This is a genomic window from Actinacidiphila sp. bgisy160 (assembly GCF_965342435.1).
GTDB lineage: Bacteria > Actinomycetota > Actinomycetes > Streptomycetales > Streptomycetaceae > Actinacidiphila.
Map to the genome: position 1 here is coordinate 1 of NZ_CBDRCM010000063.1, position 17,276 is coordinate 17,276.

Here is a 17,276-nt window from a genome sequence, read left to right on the forward strand (position 1 = left end):
CACCATCGGTACCAGCGGCGGCGTCCGCCGCCCTCCGCGGCCCGGAACACGAAGCCGAGCAGCCACACCACCAGCACGATCAGCGCGATCCACCACAGGGCCTTGAGGGCGAAGCCCGCCCCGAAGAGGATCAGGGCCAGCAGCAGGACAAGCAGCAAGGGAACCATGTCGTCAACCTCCTGACTCCGCGTGTGCCCCGCCTTGGCGTCACCATGCGTGACCCTTTCCAGGGCCGGTGCGCCGTAGGATCGAAAGGGCTCGGCCCCTTCCTCTGGAACCCGCGATGCCCGACCCGACGTCCGACCAGCCCTGCCAGGCCCGTGGCCCGCAGCCCGACGCCGTCGACCGGCGGCTCGACGCCGTCGCGCGGCATCCCTTCCGCGCCAGGTTCCACCTGCGCGGTCGCGACCGCGTCACCGCCGGGCTGAACGGCCCGTCCACGATCCGGTGGCACGCCCACGACCTCGTCGCCAAGCGCCTGGCCCCGGCCGCGCCGTACAAGGACGGCAAGCAGACCCCCTACCGTGGCCATCCCGTGTTCGTCGCGCAGCACGCGACCGCCACCTGCTGCCGCACGTGTCTGGAGCGGTGGCACGGCATCCCCAAGGGGCGTGAGCTGAGCCGCCGGGAACGCGCCTACGTCGTGGAGGTCATCTGCCGCTGGATCGAACGCGAGCTGTCCGCCCCGTAGGGCCCCGCGGCCTGATCCCCCGGGGCGCGTGCCCGCGGGCGGGGGCATGCCGCAATTCGGCGGCGCTCAGGGGAGGACGGGGCGGGAGGCGCGAGATCCCGGCTCGTCCTGGAGCCGGCGGACCGGCCCCACCGAGCGTGGGGCAGGGCAACCGCGCACTGGCCCTGCCCGGTGCGCATGAACGGCGCCATCGCGGGTCGGACGTGCGGTGCGGGTGCCGGACCGCGATTCCCCCGTCGTGGTCCGGCCCCCCGCCGGCCGTCAGCGCGCCGGCGTCCGCAACTCGATGTCGTCGGGCCCGAGCGGCCGGCCGTCCGCGTCGCGCATCCGCAGTGGGGCCACCGGGCGGCCGGTCGCCCGGTCCACGACGGTGGTCCGCTCCTCCCCGGGCTCGAAGAGGTTGGCCTCGCCCCACTGGCGCAGGGCGAGCAGCACGAGCCGCAGGCCCTTGCCCTCCTCGGTGAGTTCGTACTCCCGGTAGGGGCTCCCGTCCGCGGCGGGCACCGTGCGCAGCACCCCGTGCTCCACCAGTTTGGTGAGCCGACTGCTCAGGATGTTCTTGGCGCAGCCCAGGCCGCGGTGGAAGTCGTTGAACCGGCGCACCCCGTCGAGCGCGTCCCTGACGATCAGCAGCGACCACCAGTCGCCGACGACGCCCAGGGTCCGCGCGACCGGGCACGGTCCGTCACTGAAGTCCTTCTTCTGCATCTCCCTCTCCCGGTTTCGACATTAAACCGAAAGGCCGGGCAGGGCAAACGCCGTGCCGGGGTAGCGCGGATCCACCCGGGCCGGGACGTAGAAGCCGGTGGTGGCGGTGACCGCGGCGGCCGGCTCCGTGGTCTCCTGCGGGGCGCCGGCGGCGGGCGTACGCCGTGCCCCACGCGCGGCTGCGCGCAGCGGCGCGGCCTGGACGGCGTAGAGCCTGCGAGTCCCCTGCGCGCGCACGACGGCGAGACGCCGGCCTGGGGACGTTCCCGTTTCGTCCCCGGTGCCCCTGAGCAGCGAGGACGTACCCCGACGCGCGCCTCACTCCAAGGGAGGAGGGAGGAGCCGGGCATAGGGGTGGCTTCAGGGACGTTCCCTGACACGGGCCCGAGGGCCCACGGCGTAGGACTGGAAGGGTTCGCCCGGCACGGGCCGCGTCTCCGAAGGAGTGATGACCATGCGCCGCATCCGCGTCCAGCGACCGAAGAAGCCGGCGCCGTCCCGCCCTCCGATCGACCTGCGGACACCGTCCGGAAAGCCCCTCCCGTACTGACGCCCGTCACCGACGCACACCGTGCACGTCCAGAAGGGTCGCCCGAGATGAGCGACACGATCCACCGGCCCGGGAGCACCATCCCGGCCTTCCGCCCGGTCTTCGCCTACGTGATGAGGCGGCTGCGCTACTTCGTCGAGGGCTTCCGTCGTGCGGCCCTGGCCAGGTGACGGCGCCGGTCGGTCGAGACCACCCGCCCGGGGAGACGCCCCGCGGCCGGGAGTGCCCGGTCGGCCGCGCCGCGCCCCCGAACGGCCCACGCGGAGCGCTGTTGCGCGTCGGCGCCGACCGGGTGACCCTTGACGTGATTCGGGTGCACCGGGACGCGAGGTGGGCCATGGTCGAGCCAGCTGTGACGATCCGGCAGGACGGCGACGGTTATGTGGTCACCTGCCCGGGGACCGACGCGGTCGGACGCGGGCCGACGGAGACCCAGGCGTGGACGGACTTCTGGGCGGCCCTGCACGCCGACTGGAGACCCCCGGCAGAGCTCAAGGCGGGCCCTGGCGAAAACCATGTACGAGGCCTGCGGGTACTGCGGCTCTTCCTCTGACGCCGGTCAGGTCAGGGCGCCCGGCCGGACCACACCGGCTCGACGCGCGCCCACTCCCGCTCCCACGTCCGCAGCCGCCCGCTCAGCGCGAGGGGGGCCGGCGCGTGGTGGACGCCCCAGGCCGCGGCCGACCACAGCAGCAAGCACGTGATGCCCAGCACCAGGCCCGCACCCCGCGCCCCCGCCGTACTGCGGGTCCCGGGCGCCGGCGAACCCCGGTCGTCCACCCGGATCCGTATGCGCCCGCCCGCCTCGACAGGCCGCCCCATCGGGACCCGCCCGGTGTGCGCACGGCCGCGCGGGCGCCCTCGGAACGGGCATGGGGCTCCTCCCGCGGGGCCACCCCGGGGCCCCGGCACCCTTGTCGGGGATGTCAGGTGCAGACCGTGCCCGCGGGCGGCAACTGGCCGCCGGTCAAGTAGCGGTCGACGGCGTCGTCGACGCAGCCGACCGACCTGAGGTAGGCGGTGTGCCCGTCGCCGTCGTAGGTGAGGAGACGGCCCGAGGAGAGCAGCCGGGACAGGGTCCGTGCCTCGGAGTACGGGGTCGCCGGATCGCGCGTGGTACCGACGACCAGGATCGGCGCGGCGCCCCGCGCGGTGATGGCACGGGCCGGCTGGTCCGCTGGGACCGGCCAGTGGGCGCAGGCCGACAGCTGCTCCGCGAAGTACCTGCCGAAGCGGGGCGAGGCGCTGACGAACGCGGGCAGCGCCTCGCGTGCCTGCGCGGGGGTGGCGCGTGCTCCCAGGGTGCCGCTGAGGCAGCTGATCGCGAGGTAGGCGGCACCGCTGAAACCGGAGTGGTCGAAGGCGCCGCTGAGTTCCTGCACCGCCGTGGTGCCGCCGGAGCGGACCTCGGCGAGCGCGGCCCGCAGCTTCTCCCACGCGGGCGCCATGAGCCCCGTGGTGACCGCGCTGATGAGGCCGTCGCCGTCGAGGACGACGTCCTTGCCCTGTCGCAACGGAGCGCGGTCGAGGGCCTCGACCAGCGCGTCCAGGGCTCGGCCCGCCTCGGCGACGGAGTGACCCACGGAGCAGGCCGGCCGGGCGGCGCAGTCGGCCGCGAAGGAGTCCCAGGCGATCTGGTAGCCCCGGGCCTGGGCCAGCACGCTGCGGACGCCGTCGAGCGTGGGATCGACGCCGCCGTCCAGCACCATGCGGCCCACATGGGACGGGAAGAGGCCGGCGTAGCTCGCGCCGAGGTAGGAGCCGTAGGAGAAGCCGAGGTAGTGCAGCCGCTCGTCGTCGAGGAGGACGCGCATGAGTTCCATGTCCCGGGCCGAGTCGAGCGTGCCGACGTGGGGCAGCAGCCGCCCCGCGCCCCGCTCGCACGCGGCGGCGGTGTCGCGGGCCGCCTCGTCGGCCCCCGCGAGGTCAGGCTGGTCCGCGTCCGGTTCGTCCGCGCCGGGGAGCCACCGTACCCCCAGTAGGGTGCCGGCCGTGTCGGTACCGCAGTCCACCGGAGTGCTGGAGCCGACCCCGCGCGGGTCGACCGCGACCAGGTCGTAAGCGGCGCGCACCGCCGGTGAGAAGGCCCCCGCGAACGGCCACAGCGAGGTGATCGCGGGTTGGCCGGGCCCGCCCGGGTTGAACAGCAGCGAGCCGATGCGCTGGGCGCCGGTCCCGGTGGCTTTTTTGCGGGTCGCGGCCAGTCGGACGTCGCCAGCTTCTGGACGGGCGTAGTCCAGTGGGGCCCGCAGGGTCGTGCACTGGAACGCCGGCTGCTCCGCGCAGGGCTTCCAGTCGAGCTTCTGCCGGTAGTAGCCGGCCAGTGCGGGAGGAACGGCCGTCGCGGCGGCGAGGCGCGCCGGCCCGGCGGGGCCGTGCCCCGCGCTCTGCCCCGGCGGGCCGGCCGTGCAGCCGCTCAGCAGGAGTGCGCAGGCGCAGAGCACGGTGAGCGCCGCGTGATGGAGCCCGCGCCCGGGTCCGCGGGATATGGGTCCGGTGGTCCGGCCTGCCTTCATCGCCACGCCTCTCCTTCACCTTCCGGAGCGTGATCAGTGCACCACGCACCGTCCGCGGCGGGGGCGTTCGCGTAGGCCGGTGGGGTGGTCGCGGCGGGCGGACACCGGCCCGCCCCGGGCCCGTGTACGGGCCCGGGGCGGAGTGCCGTGCGGGGAACTGCGGGCCTCAGGCCTCGCCGCCCTGGGTACGGCGACGGCGCAGGAGGAACACGCCGCCCGCCGCCGCGACGGCGAGGAGGGAGGCGCCGGTGAGGCTCTCGGCGGTGTTCATGCCGGTCGAGCCGCCGAAGCCGGTGTCGGGCGCGCCCCCCTTGTTGTTGTCGTTGTCGCGGTCGTTGTCACGGTCGTAATCGCGGCCACCGTAGCCGCCGTGCCCGCCGTGGCCGTAGTGGCGCTTGTAGCACTTGCGGTCGTGGTCGCGGTCACGACCGCCGCGGTCGCCGTAGCCGCCGCGGCCGTTGCCGTCGTCACCTTGGTCGCCGCGGTCGCCGTAGCCACCGCGGTCGTCGCCGCGGCCGTGGCCGCCCCGGCCGTACGAGCACTTGTCGCGGCGGTGACCGCGGCCGTAGTTGCCGTAGTCGTCCTCGTAGTCGTCCCCGTACTCGTCGTCGCCGTTGTCGTAGTTGTCGTCCGGCACGGTGCCGGGGTCGGTCGTGACGGTTCCGCCGTCGCGGTCACCGGTCGTGCTGGTCGTGGCGGGAACGGTGAGGGTGCCGACGCTGCCCTGGTCGGACTTCGGGCCGACCATGCAGCTGACGGTGATGGTGTACGTGTTGGCCGGCGCGTCGTCGGGGATCGTGAACGTTCCGCTCAGCGGACCGCCCGGGGTCGCCGCGCTCAGGGTCAGGGCGTTGCGCAGCAGGCCGGACGGGAAGGCGTTGGCGTTCACCATCGCGCCGGGTGCCTGGCAAACCTCCGAACTGGCGGTGACGGTGACGGAGCGTCCGTTCTGGGCGACGTTGACGTCGACCACGGCGAAGGCCTGCGAGTTCGGAAGGACGACCGCCGCAGCGGTCATGGTCGCCATCGCCAGGATGCGAGCACCACGCATGGAGCTGAACCTCCTTGTGGACGGGGCAGGCGGGATGTGGCCCCCGGCACGACTGCCAGCGCGTCCTCGAGACCTATATGGCGATCATCCGCAGCCGCTCCGCACCCCGAGACCGTCAGAGGTGTACGGCCGAATGGGGTGGGGCCGTGGCGCCACCCGGAACGTTTCCGCAGGTGAGGGGCGGTACAGGGGGCCGGATAAGAAAAATGTGAAGAGATGTCCAACTGGGTGATGGATCATCAGCTAATGTTGCGTCAGTGAAAGGGCGCGGGCTCGGCCCATTCGATTGCCAACGACTGACTGACCGTCAGCGGGCTTCGTCGTGCACCAGCGTGGGCCGCGACGGGCATGTTGCGCTTACCGACGGCACGTCAGGAACTATGTGAGGCACGAGCGTTCGCCGATCCCGCATCAGAACCGGATGCGGGCCGCGACGGGCAGGTGGTCGCTGCCGGTCGGCGGCAGGGTCCGTACGTCCGAGACCGTCGCGGACCGCGCCAGGACCTGGTCGATCCGGGCCAGCGGGAACCCTCGCGGCCAGCTGAACGCGAACCCCGACTTCGGGGCGCCCAGCCGCGAGGTGAGCGGGGCCAGTCCACGGTCGTCGACCGTGCCGTTGAGGTCCCCGAGCAGGATCACCCGGTCCAGTGGCTCGGCCGAGATCGCGGCGCCGAGCAGAGCCGCGCTCTCGTCCCGCCTGGCGGAGCCGAACCCGCCCAAGCCGAGGCGCAGCGACGGCAGGTGGGCCACGTACACGGCGACGTCCCCCTGCGGCATTCGGGCGGTCGCCCGCAAACCGCGGTCCCAGTCCGCGCCGACGCCCGTCGGCCGGATGTCGATCCTGCGCTCGTCCACCAGGGGATACCTCGACCACAGCCCGACCGTGCCGAAGGACACGTGATGGGGATACGTCTCGTCCAGGACGCCGCCGAAGTCCCGCAGCAGGGACGGCGTCAGCTCCTGAAGGGCGACCAAGTCGCCATCTGCTGCGATGAGCTGCTCGGCCGTACCGGTGGGATCCGCGTTCTCGTCACTCACGTTGTGCTGCACCGCGACGAGGTCGTACGCGCGGCCGCCGTGCGGGAGCGGCAGATCCCCGAAGACCGCGAACCAGGCCGCCAGCGGCACCAGGAGCGCGCACAGGGCGACTCCCGAGCGACGCAGCAGGGCCACGCACAGCAGCGCCGGGACGCCCAGGCCCAGCCACGGCAGGAACGTCTCCAGCAGGCTCCCCCAGCGGCCGGGGCCGTCGGGCACCGCGCAGTGGCAGACGAGCAGCAGCGCCAGCAGCAGCGGGAGCGCCAGTACGACCCCGTCCCAGCGTCGCGGGCCGCGCCATCCGCGGCCGTCGCCCGTCCCGGCGGCCCGCTCGTGATCCGTCCGTCTCCGTGATCGCACGCACCAACGACGCCGGTCCGCGTGATCCGGTTCCCGTACCACTCCGTGACGGGGCCCACACGCCTCCGCTACGACGGCTCCCGCACGTCCGCCACGACCCGGAACTCCGCCGGCCCCAGCGTGAGCACGCCGTCGCTGAGCGGCGTGCACCGCACTCCGCCCTTGCCGCGCAGCGCGCGCTGCGCCCCCGGGCCGATGACGGTGTCCATCCAGGAACAGGGCCGGGCAGGGCGCCGTACCGCGAACAGGACGGGCCCCGCCCCGGTGTCCAGTGCCACGGTCGTGCCCACGTAGGCGTCGATGTCGACGCCGCGGAGCAGCACGTTGCGGCGGGTGTGCCGCAGGTCCGTCTCCGGGTCGATGTCCAGCGGCAGGTTCTCCGCCGCCATGAGGGTGACGGCGGCGTCGCGATGGGCCGGCCGCGCGTAGTAGCGATCACCCACGAGTCCGAGCCCGCCGCGCACCTCGGCGCTGCGCACCAGCTCCCCGTCCGGCGCCGCCGACGGCCCCTGAGACGGCCGCCCCATGTAGCGGTGCAGCGGAGAGACCAGCAATTGCACGACTTCGACCTGCTGAGACATGCGGCAAGCCTAGAACGCCGCCGGCTCTGCCCGGCGCGGGCGTCTCAGGGCCGCCCCCGCGCCGCCGGTCTCACACGTCCCAGGACGTCGCGGTGGGGCGGGGGAGTGGCGCACCGTCGACGTAGAGGTCGACGCGCTCGTTGTAGAAGGCGACCATGCCCGCGACGGGGGCGCACGCCACCATGGGGAAGTCGTACGCCCAGGCGACGTCCTCGTGGACGGTGGTGCCGGCTTCGAACGACCAGTAGCCGCTGGTCGTGCCCTTGTACGGGCAGCGCGTGACCGTGTCCGAAGGGCGCAGCCGGGTCCAGTCGACGTGCACGCGTTCGACGTAGTAGCGGGTCGGCAGGCCGGTCTCGAACAGGGTCACCGCGTGCGGCGCGTCGGCGAGGACGGTGCCGTCGATCTCCACGCGGACGCTGCTGGACGAGCGCAGGGCGTCGACCCGCGTGTAGGGGCTCCGCGGGTGGACGAAGACCTGCTCGTCCTCCTCGTACCAGGCGTCGAGGGCCTCCCAGCGGAAGCGCGCGGTGCCCAGGAGCCGGTCCGGGGCGCCCTCGTCCCAGACCCAGGCCGCGCCCTGGCGGACCTCGGAGCCGACGTGCAGCGAGTGGCGGCGCGCCGGGCCGGGGCCCAGCCTGCCGGTCCGGCCGTCGTCGGTGAGCACCCCCTCGGCGAGGTCCTTCACCGGGATGCTGTACTGCGGGTATCCGGGCCACTCCCACACGTACAGGGCACGCCGGGTGTCGAGGACGGTACGGCCCCCGACCAGCGCCCGGATACGCCGCGGGACGGGTTCGACGTGCCCGACCGGGACGATCAGACCCGGATGGTTCACGCTCTCGTCCGCCATCGGTGATCACCTCGGTCCGTTCACGGGCTTCCGTACGCCCAGCTTGTCCGGAGCCCGCGCAATCGGCCACCCCGGCCGCCCCCGCGGCGCAACACCGCCGCCCGCCGCGACCAGGACGAGCGGGAACTCGGGGCTGGACGCGTGCCGGACGCCACCCGGGACGAAGCCCGCCGCGCGGCAGGTCTCGAGCAGCCGGTCGGACCAGCCGGGAGCTTCCGCGCGGGGGAAGACCACGAGGTCCTGGCCGGACAGATCGACGAGGGACACCCGCGGCCCGCGGGCCACCGGCGAGGGCGGGGGAGGACGACTCCCAGTCCGGAGGCGGCCTCCGGCCGAGCCGGAGCCCCGCCGCGTGAGGGCGCGCTCAGGCCCCCACGGTGCCGTCGACGCCCTCGCGGAGGAAGTCCGCGTGTCCGTTGTGGCGGCCGTACTCCAGGAGCACGTGCACCATGACCATCCGCAGGGAGACGTCCTCCCCCCAGCGCGGCTGGTGCCCGGCCAGGTCCAGGGACTCGGCCGCCTCCTCGATCCGCCGGGAGTTCTCGACCTCGGCCTCCCAGGCCGCGAAGGCCTCGGCGCGGGTGGACCCGCTCGCGTCGTAGGCCGCCTGGAAGTCGATCCTGTCGGACCACACCATGGGCGCGTCGTTGTCCTCGAACACCCGGCGGAACCAGGCGCGTTCCACCTCCGCCATGTGCCGGACGAGCCCGAGCAGCGACAGGGTGGACGGAGGCATGGACCGCAGCCGCAGTTCCTCGTCCGAGAGCCCGCGGCACTTCATGGCCAGCGTGGCGCGGTGGTAGTCGAGGAACGCCCGGAGCGTCTCGCGCTCCCCGCCGAGCAGCGGCGGGCCCACGCGGTCGTCGTCGGTCACTGGATGCTCACTTTCTCCGTTCCTACTGCGGGGGCCAGCCTTTCACCCCTGCCGCCTGTCAGGCCCGGGAATTACGGTGGGCTAGGATTGAAGAGTTCTTCAATTGACGAATCTCCTCAGAGGGTGCGGGTGGTCCGAGTGCAGGTTCCGCTCTACCAGGCCAAGGCGGAGTTCTTCCGCATGCTGGGGCACCCCGTGCGCATCCGCGTCCTGGAACTCCTGCAGGACGGCCCGAAGCCGGTGCGGGACCTCCTCAACGCGGTGGAGATCGAGCCCTCCAGCCTCTCCCAGCAGCTCGCCGTACTGCGCCGCTCCGGCATCGTGACCGCCACGCGCACCGGCTCCACCGTGGTGTACGAGCTGGCGGGCGGCGACGTGGCGGAACTGCTCCGGGCGGCCCGCAGGATCCTCACGGAGCTGCTGACCGGGCAGCAGGACCTGCTGGCCGAGCTGAAGCAGACCGAGGAAGCCTCCGTCGTCCGCGCGGCCGGCACGACGGGCGGCGCCGCGTGAGCTCCGGGGCGGGCGCGCGCAAGGACACGGGCGGCGAGAGGTACAAGCAGCGGGCGGTGCTGCTGCGTGTCCTCGTCTACGTCTTCGTCACCCACTTCATCGCCGGTTTCATCACTCTGCTGTTCTACCTGGGGCAGCACGCCCCCAAGTGAACGGGCCACCGGTTCAGGCGGGGTCCAGCGGCAGGGTGACCCAGATGCCCTTGCCTCCGGTACCAAGGTCGGGGTGCACCGCTGCGGTGCCCCCGCACTCGGCGGTGACCTCGGCGACCATGGCCAGCCCGCCGCCGGCCGCGGCGGATCGGAGCAGGTCCGGCCGGTGGGGATGCCGGTCGTACACGGCGAAGGCGAGTACCCCGCCGCCCGTCGCGTAGACGACGTCCAGGCTGGGGGAGACCGCAGCGGCGTGGCGGACACTGTTGGCGACCAGCTCGCTGAGGATCAGCAGGGCCCGGTCCAGCACGGCGTCGCCCGGTGCGAGGCCCCAGCGGGTGTAGACGTACTCGCCCGTCCTGCGGGCCACGGCCACGGACAGGGGTGCCGTCGGCAGGGTCAGCACATGGCGGCGCTGCAGCATGGCACGCGCATTCACCGGGGGCCGGGCCGGCCGTCGTCAGCGGTGCGGGCACCAGCGCCGGCGGCGCCGCTGAGCCGGTGCCCCTGGATCGTGAGGGGGTGGATCCGCAGCAGGGTGTCGTGCGGACCGTGGACCCATCCGGTGAGCGTGCGCCGGTAGTGGGCGGCCTCGTGCGCGTCGGTGAGGTCCTGGGCGGGCCCGGTGGCCGCGACCGACCAGCCGGTGCCCGCGGCGCCGTGGAACCGTTCGCAGTGGTACGTCACGCCGCCTCCTTGCGTGACCGCGGTGAGCGGGACGGGGGCACGGACGACGAGCGCGCCGTACTCCAGGACGTGGGCGGCGGGACGGACGAGCACCCTGCCGCGCAGCACATAGACCAGGCGGCCGCTGCGTGCCCCTTCCAGCAGCCACAGCGCCTCCGCCCCGGTCAGGTCGGTCATGCGGTACGCGGGGCTCATCCGGCGGCCTCCCCCTGCAGCACTCCGGCCCGGTGCAACCGGGCGCGGGCCGCGCGGACGGCTTCCGGGGCCGTGGCGTGCACCAGGTCCGCGTCCCGCAACCCGTCCAGCACGCCCAGCGCGTCCAATGCGTGCCGCTGCCCGGGCCGGACCCCGGACGCCAGCACCGTGATGCCGCGGCGGTGCAGCCGGTCGATCGCGTCCTTCAGGACCAGGGCGCCGGTGGCGTCGATGTGGGTGACACCGGAGAGCCGCAGGATGACCACCGACACGTCGGCGACCTCGGTGAGTTCGAGCAGGGAACGGTGTGCGGCGGCGAAGAACAGCGGCCCGTCGAGGCGGTACGCGACGATGTGCTCGGAGAGCAGGGCGTGTTCCCCGGCGCCGTGCCCGTCCGGCGGACCCTCGTGCAGCGGCACCTGATCGAGCCGGACCTGCCGCGCCACCGCGCGCAACGCCAGGGCCCCGGCCACCACCAGCCCGATGACGACCGCGTACACCAGGTCAAGGGCCAGCGTGGCGGCTGCGGTCAGCAGCAGCACCGCGCCGTCGGCGCGGGTCGCCTGGGCCATCGCCCGCAGCGAGGCGACCTCGACCATCCGGATCGCGGTGGCGAGCAGCACCCCCGCGAGCGCCGCCAGCGGGATCCTCCCGACCAGGGGAGCCGCGACGAAGACGATCAACGCGAGGACGGCGGCGTGGGCCAGCGCGGCCAGCCGCGAGCCCGCGCCCGTACGCACGTTGACGGCGGTGCGGGCGATCGCCGCGGTGGCCGGAACCCCACCGAACAGCGGGACGACCAGGTTGGCCAGGCCCTGGCCGAACAGTTCCCGGTCCGGGTCGTGGCGCTGTCCGCGCGCCATCCCGTCCGCGACGGTCGCCGACAGCAGTGACTCCAGCGCGGCCAGGGCCGCCACCGCCACGGCCGGCGCCAGCAGCGAAGGGAGGGCGGCCGGGTCGAGGAACCCCAGGGAGGGCGTGGGCAGTCCGGACGGCAGGTGCCCGATGCGCGCCACCGGAAGGTCCGCGGCCTCGGCGGCGATCGTGGCCGCCGCGACGGCCGGCAACGAGAACGGCACCCGGGGGCGCCACCGCGCACCCGCCAGGATGAGCCCGGCCACCGCGGCCGAGATCGCGAGGGGCGCCCAGTGGGGGTGGGTCAGGAACTCCCCTACGGCCCGCAGGGCCACAACTGCGATCTTGTCGCCGTCCGGCGTGGGTACCCCCAGCGCCGCGGGCACCTGCTGCAGCCCGATCACGCAAGCGATGCCGAGGGTGAAGCCCTCCACGACGGGAGCGGGCACGTAGCGCATGTACCGGCCGGCGCGCAGCAGGGCCAGCCCGATCAGCAGCGCACCGGCCATCAGCCCCACGGTCAGCACCCCGCCGGGTCCGTACCGGGCGACGATGGGCACCAGCACGACCGTCATCGCGCCGGTCGGCCCGGAGACCTGCACATTCGATCCACCGAACAGGGCCGCCACGGCCCCCGCCACCACCGCAGTGGCGAGCCCGGCCTCCGCCCCGAGTCCCGAGGAGACCCCGAACGCCAGCGCGAGCGGCAGGGCCACCACCGCGACGGTCAGCCCGGCGAGCAGGTCCTGACGGGGCTGCCGCCGCATCGCCGCCAGATCGTCCCGCGCGGGCAGCAACGCGCGTACCGGGTCCCACACCCGCCCTGCCAGCCAAGTCACCGTGCTAAGACACCGGCCCTGTCGTCCGTCGTCCCGGCCGGTTGCCTGGGACGGTTCGTTGCCGTGCCCGGGTCTCCCATGACGACACAGCGGGATCATCATGTAGCGAATTGAAGAATTTTGCAATTTGTGGATCTGATGGGTCGCCGGGCCCGCCGGCGGCCAGGCATGGGCGACCCGGCAGCCGGCGGCTCCGCTCGGGCCGGGGGCCAGGCCGGGGATCCCCGCGCTCCTCCCGGCGAAACGCCCCGTGTCCGGCCTCCAGCGTCGCTCGTGAGCAGTACCCGGCGGCCCGGCCGGCGCCGCATGGCGGGAGGGGCGCACGGGGTGCGGAGTCGCGGGGGAGTCCTCGGGGCGTACGCGACGAGTGCGTCAGGACCGTACGAACCCGCCGTTCCGCCGGAACCGGGACCACATCGGGTACTTCGGCGCCCGCTGCCCGTCCTTCGGCTTCGCATGTGTGCAACTGCGCGTACTCCCCCCGGATTTCTTCTTGTCACCCGGGGGTGATCACGACGAGGGTGCAGGGCGAGCCGCGGGCGCGATGGTGCGCCGTGCATCCGATGTCCCACTACCGAGCCCGGGTCACCCCCGGGCTGCCGGAGGCATTCGTTCATGTCAACACGCATACGGCCCAGACCGGTTCACCGATCCGGGCGTACCGGTCTGTCCGTCCTGCTCGCCGCCGCCGTCGCCCTGGGCGTCACCGGCCTGACCGCCCCCGCCCACGCCGCCGACCCCGGCACCGGCACCGGAGCGGCGCCCGCGCCGCAGCCGTCCACCGCCACCCCCGCCCTGGTCGACGGCCTCACCGACCCCGCCGACGCCTCCGTGCCCGCCGCCACCGCGGCCCGCACCCACCTGGCCGGCCACCAGGACCGCTACCGCATCCCCGCCCCCGACCGCGACCTGGTCACCGACGCCGTCACCACCGACGCCGACGGCACCGAGACCGTCCGCCTGGGCCAGAAGTACCGCGGCATCCCCGTCCTGGGCGCCCAGTACGTCGTCCGCATGACCCACAAGAACGGCAAGCGGACGGTGACCGGCACCTCCGGCTCCTACTTCACCGCCCTCGACGTCGACACCACCCGCCCCACCCTCCCCGCCTCCACAGCCGTACAGCGCGCCGTGCGGCAGGTGCGGGCGGAGCTGGCGAAGGGCGGATACCGCCCGGCCCACGCCAGGAGCGCCAAGGACGGCCTGACCGGCACCGACCGCGGGCTGACCGTGCTGCCCACCGGCAAGGGCGTGCTCGCCCGCCACGTCACCGTGCGCGGCACCGACCCGGCCACCGGCGCGCCCGTGGTCCAGGAGGTCTACGTCGACGCCGCCACCGGCATCGCGGTCTTCGAGTACGGCGGCCTGCCCACCTTCGCCCCGACCGCCTCCGCCGGCCCCGCCGCGCACCGCAGTGGCACGTCCATGCGCGACGGCGCCTCGACGCGGGGCGGCGCGCCCGCCGCTCCCGCGGCCGGAGCGACGGGCGTCATCGGCAGCGGGGTCCTCCTGAGCGGCACGACCGTGCCGCTGAACCTCTCCGAGGACGCGGCCACCGGCCAGTACCTGCTGCGCGACACCGCGCACATGGCCGACAGCAGGAGCCACAACGTCATCCAGACCTGGGACGCCTCCAGCGTCTGGTACCAGGACGTGTCGGGTCAGTGGCCCGAGAGCGTCGTGCCGTTCGCGATGCCGACCACGACGGCGCCGCAGGAGATGACCGACAGCGGCGCGGTCGACGCCCACTGGGCGGCGGGCAAGGTGTACGACTTCTACCGCGGCACCTTCCGGCGCGACAGCCTCGACGGCAAGGGCATGGCCATCAACTCCCTCGTCGGCGTCACGGACTTCGGCTCGCCGTTCGTCAACGCCTTCTGGGACCACACCAAGATGGTCTACGGCACCGGTGACGACGAGTACCGCTCGCTCGCCTCCGACCTGGACGTCGTCGGCCACGAGATGACCCACGGCGTCGTCGAACACACCGCCGACCTCGTCTACGCCGGTCAGTCCGGCGCCATGAACGAGGCGATCGCCGACTACTTCGGCAATGTCATCGACGTCACCGTCAACCGCACGCCCATGACCGACCCCGAGGCGGGCCTGATCGGCGGCGACCTCTGCCGGACCCGGGCGCCGAAGGACTGCGCCTTCCGCGACCTCAACGACGGCGCCACCACGAAGGGCTTCCTCGGGCTGCCGCTCGGCTCCGCCTACGACAACGGCGGCGTGCACGTCAACTCCACGATCTTCAGCGGCGCGCTGTGGGACATCCGCGAGAGTCTGGGCGGCGAACTCGCAGACAAGATCGTCTACAAGGCGCTCACCTCGTACATCACCCCCCTCGACGGCTTCGACGAGGGACGTGACGCGGTCATCGCCGCCGCCAGGTCCCTGCACGTCAAGGGCGACCGCATGGCGAAGGTGAAGAAGGCCTTCGACGCCCACGGCATCGTCCCCGGCTGGGAGCGGAACCTCGGGCTGGACAGCGACGTGCTGATGGGCCGGCTCGGCACCCTGATGTCGTACGTCGGCACCGGCAACAGCCCCAGCGCGGGCGGCGACTGGTGGGCCGCCCCCAAGTCCAGCGCCGACGGCACCGAGCCGTACGCCGTGTGGACCGGCCGCACCGACGGCAAGGGCAAGCCCCGCCGGGTCTCCCCGGTCGACGGGCGCTCGCACCTGAGCCCGGTCACCGACGGCAAGCGCGTGGTGTGGGTGGCGGTCGGCGACGTCCCCGGCGACGACCCCTGGGCCCACACCTACGACATCCTGTCGGCGCCCGTGGGCGGCGGCCCCGTCAAGACGCTGTACAGCACCACCTCGGAGATCAGCGGCCTGAGCGTGGACGGCGACACGGTCGCCTGGTCCCGCCGCGACGACGCGACCTCGCTGCAGCGGGTCCTGTACCTGAAGGGCGGCGACACCACGCCGCGTCAGGTGCCGCTCGGCCGGGACTACAACCAGGCGGTCGAGCCCGCCGTCAAGGACGGGCGCATCGCCTACATCCACGACGGCATGTTCGACGGCACCTACGGGGTCGTCGTGGAGGTCTTCGACACCAGGACCGGGAAGACCGCCACCCTCGGCGCGCCCTCGCAGCCGGAATGGATCAGCGCGCCGGTGATCACCGCGGCGGGTGTCTACTGGCTGATCGACACCGACTACACCGACGACGACTTCACCACCCTGCGCCGGGCGTCCGTGGACGGCTCCACCGTCACCGACGTCATCGCGGAGAAGGGCCCGCGCCCCGTCCGGGCGTTCGGCCTCACGGCCTCGGACACGGCGGTGACGCTGACGGTGTTCTCCTCGTGGTCGCAGGTCTTCGACGACTACAACGACTCCTTGGCCAAGCTCTACCAGTTCACCCCGCAGGGCACCCCGCTGGGCCGGGTCTCCTGCAGTAAGGGCCAGCAGTCGAACGCCGCCGCCGGCACCGGCAGCCGCGTCCTGTGGATGGACACCACCACCACGGACACCGACCTGGTGACCCGGGCCCGCCCCGCGGGAACCTGCGGCTGAGCGGCCGCGACACCGCACCACCCCGACGGGGGCCCGGACCGGCGCACGCCGGACCGGGCCCCCGCCGGCCGTCCCGCGAGGCGTACGATCATCAGCCGGTGCGCGTACGTACAGGGGTGGCAGGCTGCATGGATGTCTCGTCGGGCGGTCCTTGGGCGGGCACGGGTCTGGACCCCCTGGGCAGCCGGGTCCTCGAGTACCTGGTGGGACGTCCCTCGGCGGACGCCGCCGCGGTGGCCGAGGCGGTCGGCACATCCGCCGGCGAGGCCGAGCGGGCGCTGCGGGACCTGGAGGAGGAACTCCTGGTCATCCGCATCCCCGGCGGGTCCCCGCGCTGGAAGGCCGGACCGCCGCGCTCCTCCCTGGGTTCCCTGCTCGCCCGCAGGCGGGGCGAACTGGCCCGTACGGAGCTGCTCATGGAGCGGCTCGACGAGCTCTACCGCTCCGTCGCGCACCCCGGCGCGCCGAACCTGGTGGAGGTCCTGGAGCACGGCGACGAGGTCGCCGCCCGCTACGCCCACCTGCTGAAGGGCAGCAGGAGCGAGGTGCTGCACCTGGCCAAGCCGCCCTACGTGACCGGGACCTCGGACGACTCGGGGCACCGGGACCCGGACCGCACCGCGGTCGCCCCCGGAGTGCGGCTGCGGTCGGTGTACGAGGCCGACGGCTTCACCGACGAGGTGTCCCTGGAGACCGCGCTGCGCGGCACCGCGGTGGGCGGTGAGTTCCGCCTCGGTACCCGGCTCCCGGTCAAGCTGGCGCTCTTCGACCGGACCGCGGCCCTCCTCCCGCTCCAGGGCGACCGGCCCTCGGCGGGCTCGATGGTGGTGCACTCCCCAGCCCTGATCGAGGTGTGCGTCGCGCTCTTCGAGGGCATCTGGGAACGCGCGACACCCGTCTCGCTGGAGAGCCGCCAGGACTGGCCCGTCCCGCGGCGGGAACGGGAGACGGTGGAGACCGACGAACGGACCCGGGAGATCCTCCACCTCATGGCCACGGGGATGAAGGACGACGCCATCGCCAGGGTGCTCGGCGTCAGCCGCCGGACGGTGCAGAAGCACGTCAGCGAGGCGGGCACCGCCCTGGGCGCCCGGACGCGGTTCCAGATCGCGCTCCTCGCCCACGAACGCGGCTGGCTGGACGGCTGAGCCGGCCGTCCACGGCCGAGCCGACGCTTGGCCTGCGCTGTACGCCGTGTTCGCTGATGTAAAACGTTCAATCACACTATCGCTGCGCCTCGACGACCCGGCGGTGGCCGCCGTCGGCATCGCCGTCGTCGCCGCGC

General features: G+C 73.5%; 21 protein-coding genes. 7 read left to right on the forward strand and 14 right to left on the reverse strand.

The genetic code is table 11. From position 1 onward, the window contains the following. Positions 1–167: hydrophobic protein (locus ACRWNP_RS32015; RefSeq protein WP_406261659.1), on the reverse strand; the 167-nt coding region annotated here is incomplete at its 3' end. Positions 168–283: 116 nt separating this feature from the next. Between ACRWNP_RS32015 and ACRWNP_RS32020 the strand changes: the two genes are divergently transcribed. Beyond that, positions 284–691 (forward strand): DUF4186 domain-containing protein, encoded by a 408-nt coding sequence (locus ACRWNP_RS32020; protein ID WP_431967603.1) that lies wholly within the window; start codon positions 284–286, stop codon positions 689–691. A gap of 261 nt (positions 692–952) precedes the next feature. On the opposite strand, the gene ACRWNP_RS32025 is transcribed toward ACRWNP_RS32020, so the two are convergent. Continuing rightward, entirely contained in the window at positions 953–1,399 is a 447-nt protein-coding gene (locus tag ACRWNP_RS32025; protein WP_431967605.1) for a winged helix-turn-helix transcriptional regulator, read from the reverse strand. A 21-nt stretch (positions 1,400–1,420) separates the two neighbouring features. Then, the gene (locus ACRWNP_RS32030; protein ID WP_431967607.1) at positions 1,421–1,636 is read right to left on the reverse strand and encodes a hypothetical protein; all 216 of its coding nucleotides are present in this window, start codon (positions 1,634–1,636) and stop codon (positions 1,421–1,423) included. Positions 1,637–1,996: 360 nt separating this feature from the next. Here ACRWNP_RS32030 and ACRWNP_RS32035 point away from each other — a divergent pair, with 360 nt between their 5' ends. Further along, positions 1,997–2,119, forward strand: a complete 123-nt coding sequence (locus tag ACRWNP_RS32035; RefSeq protein WP_431967608.1) for a hypothetical protein — start codon at positions 1,997–1,999, stop codon at positions 2,117–2,119. Positions 2,120–2,286: 167 nt separating this feature from the next. Beyond that, positions 2,287–2,502 carry a hypothetical protein gene (locus tag ACRWNP_RS32040; RefSeq protein WP_431967610.1) on the forward strand — a complete coding sequence of 72 codons (216 nt, stop codon included), beginning with the start codon at positions 2,287–2,289 and terminating at the stop codon, positions 2,500–2,502. Between the two features lie 11 nt (positions 2,503–2,513). Here ACRWNP_RS32040 and ACRWNP_RS32045 read toward each other — a convergent pair whose 3' ends face one another. The 8 genes from ACRWNP_RS32045 to ACRWNP_RS32080 form a co-directional block, all read right to left on the reverse strand. Then, positions 2,514–2,663 carry a hypothetical protein gene (locus tag ACRWNP_RS32045; RefSeq protein WP_431967612.1) on the reverse strand — a complete coding sequence of 50 codons (150 nt, stop codon included), beginning with the start codon at positions 2,661–2,663 and terminating at the stop codon, positions 2,514–2,516. 212 nt (positions 2,664–2,875) lie between these two features. Beyond that, positions 2,876–4,465: an alpha/beta hydrolase gene (locus ACRWNP_RS32050; RefSeq protein WP_431967679.1), complete on the reverse strand. Its 1,590-nt coding sequence runs from the start codon at positions 4,463–4,465 to the stop codon at positions 2,876–2,878. Between the two features lie 166 nt (positions 4,466–4,631). Next, a complete protein-coding gene (locus ACRWNP_RS32055) occupies positions 4,632–5,516 on the reverse strand; it encodes a hypothetical protein (protein WP_431967614.1) in 885 nt (294 codons plus the stop codon). A gap of 411 nt (positions 5,517–5,927) precedes the next feature. After that, complete coding sequence (locus ACRWNP_RS32060; RefSeq protein WP_431967616.1) at positions 5,928–6,914, reverse strand: endonuclease/exonuclease/phosphatase family protein; 987 nt, start codon at positions 6,912–6,914, stop codon at positions 5,928–5,930. A 68-nt stretch (positions 6,915–6,982) separates the two neighbouring features. Beyond that, positions 6,983–7,495 (reverse strand): molybdenum cofactor biosysynthesis protein, encoded by a 513-nt coding sequence (locus ACRWNP_RS32065; RefSeq protein WP_431967618.1) that lies wholly within the window; start codon positions 7,493–7,495, stop codon positions 6,983–6,985. Between the two features lie 70 nt (positions 7,496–7,565). Continuing rightward, positions 7,566–8,348 carry a DUF427 domain-containing protein gene (locus ACRWNP_RS32070; RefSeq protein WP_431967620.1) on the reverse strand — a complete coding sequence of 261 codons (783 nt, stop codon included), beginning with the start codon at positions 8,346–8,348 and terminating at the stop codon, positions 7,566–7,568. A gap of 6 nt (positions 8,349–8,354) precedes the next feature. Next, the gene (locus ACRWNP_RS32075) at positions 8,355–8,633 is read right to left on the reverse strand and encodes a LysR substrate-binding domain-containing protein (protein ID WP_431967622.1); all 279 of its coding nucleotides are present in this window, start codon (positions 8,631–8,633) and stop codon (positions 8,355–8,357) included. A 79-nt stretch (positions 8,634–8,712) separates the two neighbouring features. Beyond that, on the reverse strand, positions 8,713–9,222 hold the full coding sequence (locus ACRWNP_RS32080; protein ID WP_431967624.1) for a DinB family protein: 510 nt from the start codon (positions 9,220–9,222) through the stop codon (positions 8,713–8,715). A 138-nt stretch (positions 9,223–9,360) separates the two neighbouring features. On the opposite strand from ACRWNP_RS32080, the gene ACRWNP_RS32085 reads away from it, so the two are divergent. Both ACRWNP_RS32085 and ACRWNP_RS32090 read left to right on the forward strand, forming a co-directional pair. Further along, entirely contained in the window at positions 9,361–9,735 is a 375-nt protein-coding gene (locus tag ACRWNP_RS32085; protein WP_431967681.1) for an ArsR/SmtB family transcription factor, read from the forward strand. Beyond that, entirely contained in the window at positions 9,732–9,887 is a 156-nt protein-coding gene (locus ACRWNP_RS32090; RefSeq protein ID WP_431967626.1) for a DUF6126 family protein, read from the forward strand. The genes ACRWNP_RS32085 and ACRWNP_RS32090 overlap by 4 nt, the downstream gene beginning before the upstream one ends. A 13-nt stretch (positions 9,888–9,900) precedes the next feature. On the opposite strand, the gene ACRWNP_RS32095 is transcribed toward ACRWNP_RS32090, so the two are convergent. From ACRWNP_RS32095 to ACRWNP_RS32105, 3 genes are read right to left on the reverse strand one after another with little or no spacing between them, the layout of a single operon-like run. Next, complete coding sequence (locus ACRWNP_RS32095; protein WP_431967628.1) at positions 9,901–10,311, reverse strand: ATP-binding protein; 411 nt, start codon at positions 10,309–10,311, stop codon at positions 9,901–9,903. An 11-nt stretch (positions 10,312–10,322) separates the two neighbouring features. Further along, positions 10,323–10,769: a pyridoxamine 5'-phosphate oxidase family protein gene (locus ACRWNP_RS32100; RefSeq protein WP_431967630.1), complete on the reverse strand. Its 447-nt coding sequence runs from the start codon at positions 10,767–10,769 to the stop codon at positions 10,323–10,325. Beyond that, positions 10,766–12,391, reverse strand: a complete 1,626-nt coding sequence (locus ACRWNP_RS32105; protein ID WP_431967683.1) for a SulP family inorganic anion transporter — start codon at positions 12,389–12,391, stop codon at positions 10,766–10,768. Before ACRWNP_RS32105 ends, ACRWNP_RS32100 begins: the two co-directional genes overlap by 4 nt. A 687-nt stretch (positions 12,392–13,078) precedes the next feature. Here ACRWNP_RS32105 and ACRWNP_RS32110 point away from each other — a divergent pair. Both ACRWNP_RS32110 and ACRWNP_RS32115 read left to right on the forward strand, forming a co-directional pair. Further along, positions 13,079–15,991, forward strand: coding sequence for a M4 family metallopeptidase (locus ACRWNP_RS32110; RefSeq protein WP_431967632.1), 2,913 nt, complete (start codon positions 13,079–13,081; stop codon positions 15,989–15,991). Between the two features lie 128 nt (positions 15,992–16,119). After that, complete coding sequence (locus ACRWNP_RS32115) at positions 16,120–17,139, forward strand: helix-turn-helix transcriptional regulator (protein ID WP_431967634.1); 1,020 nt, start codon at positions 16,120–16,122, stop codon at positions 17,137–17,139. The last annotated feature ends 137 nt before the right edge of the window (positions 17,140–17,276 follow it).

What these genes read in the sequence shown, in the direction of transcription:
- ACRWNP_RS32020 (WP_431967603.1), top strand. Translation starts at nt 284, where the DNA reads ATGCCCGACCCGACGTCCGACCAGCCCTGCCAGGCCCGTGGCCCGCAG.
- ACRWNP_RS32025 (WP_431967605.1), bottom strand. Translation starts at nt 1,399, where the DNA reads ATGCAGAAGAAGGACTTCAGTGACGGACCGTGCCCGGTCGCGCGGACC.
- ACRWNP_RS32035 (WP_431967608.1), top strand. Translation starts at nt 1,997, where the DNA reads ATGAGCGACACGATCCACCGGCCCGGGAGCACCATCCCGGCCTTCCGC.
- ACRWNP_RS32040 (WP_431967610.1), top strand. Translation starts at nt 2,287, where the DNA reads ATGGTCGAGCCAGCTGTGACGATCCGGCAGGACGGCGACGGTTATGTG.
- ACRWNP_RS32050 (WP_431967679.1), bottom strand. Translation starts at nt 4,465, where the DNA reads ATGAAGGCAGGCCGGACCACCGGACCCATATCCCGCGGACCCGGGCGC.
- ACRWNP_RS32055 (WP_431967614.1), bottom strand. Translation starts at nt 5,516, where the DNA reads ATGCGTGGTGCTCGCATCCTGGCGATGGCGACCATGACCGCTGCGGCG.
- ACRWNP_RS32065 (WP_431967618.1), bottom strand. Translation starts at nt 7,495, where the DNA reads ATGTCTCAGCAGGTCGAAGTCGTGCAATTGCTGGTCTCTCCGCTGCAC.
- ACRWNP_RS32070 (WP_431967620.1), bottom strand. Translation starts at nt 8,348, where the DNA reads ATGGCGGACGAGAGCGTGAACCATCCGGGTCTGATCGTCCCGGTCGGG.
- ACRWNP_RS32095 (WP_431967628.1), bottom strand. Translation starts at nt 10,311, where the DNA reads ATGCTGCAGCGCCGCCATGTGCTGACCCTGCCGACGGCACCCCTGTCC.
- ACRWNP_RS32100 (WP_431967630.1), bottom strand. Translation starts at nt 10,769, where the DNA reads ATGAGCCCCGCGTACCGCATGACCGACCTGACCGGGGCGGAGGCGCTG.
- ACRWNP_RS32105 (WP_431967683.1), bottom strand. Translation starts at nt 12,391, where the DNA reads ATGCGGCGGCAGCCCCGTCAGGACCTGCTCGCCGGGCTGACCGTCGCG.
- ACRWNP_RS32110 (WP_431967632.1), top strand. Translation starts at nt 13,079, where the DNA reads ATGTCAACACGCATACGGCCCAGACCGGTTCACCGATCCGGGCGTACC.
- ACRWNP_RS32115 (WP_431967634.1), top strand. Translation starts at nt 16,120, where the DNA reads ATGGATGTCTCGTCGGGCGGTCCTTGGGCGGGCACGGGTCTGGACCCC.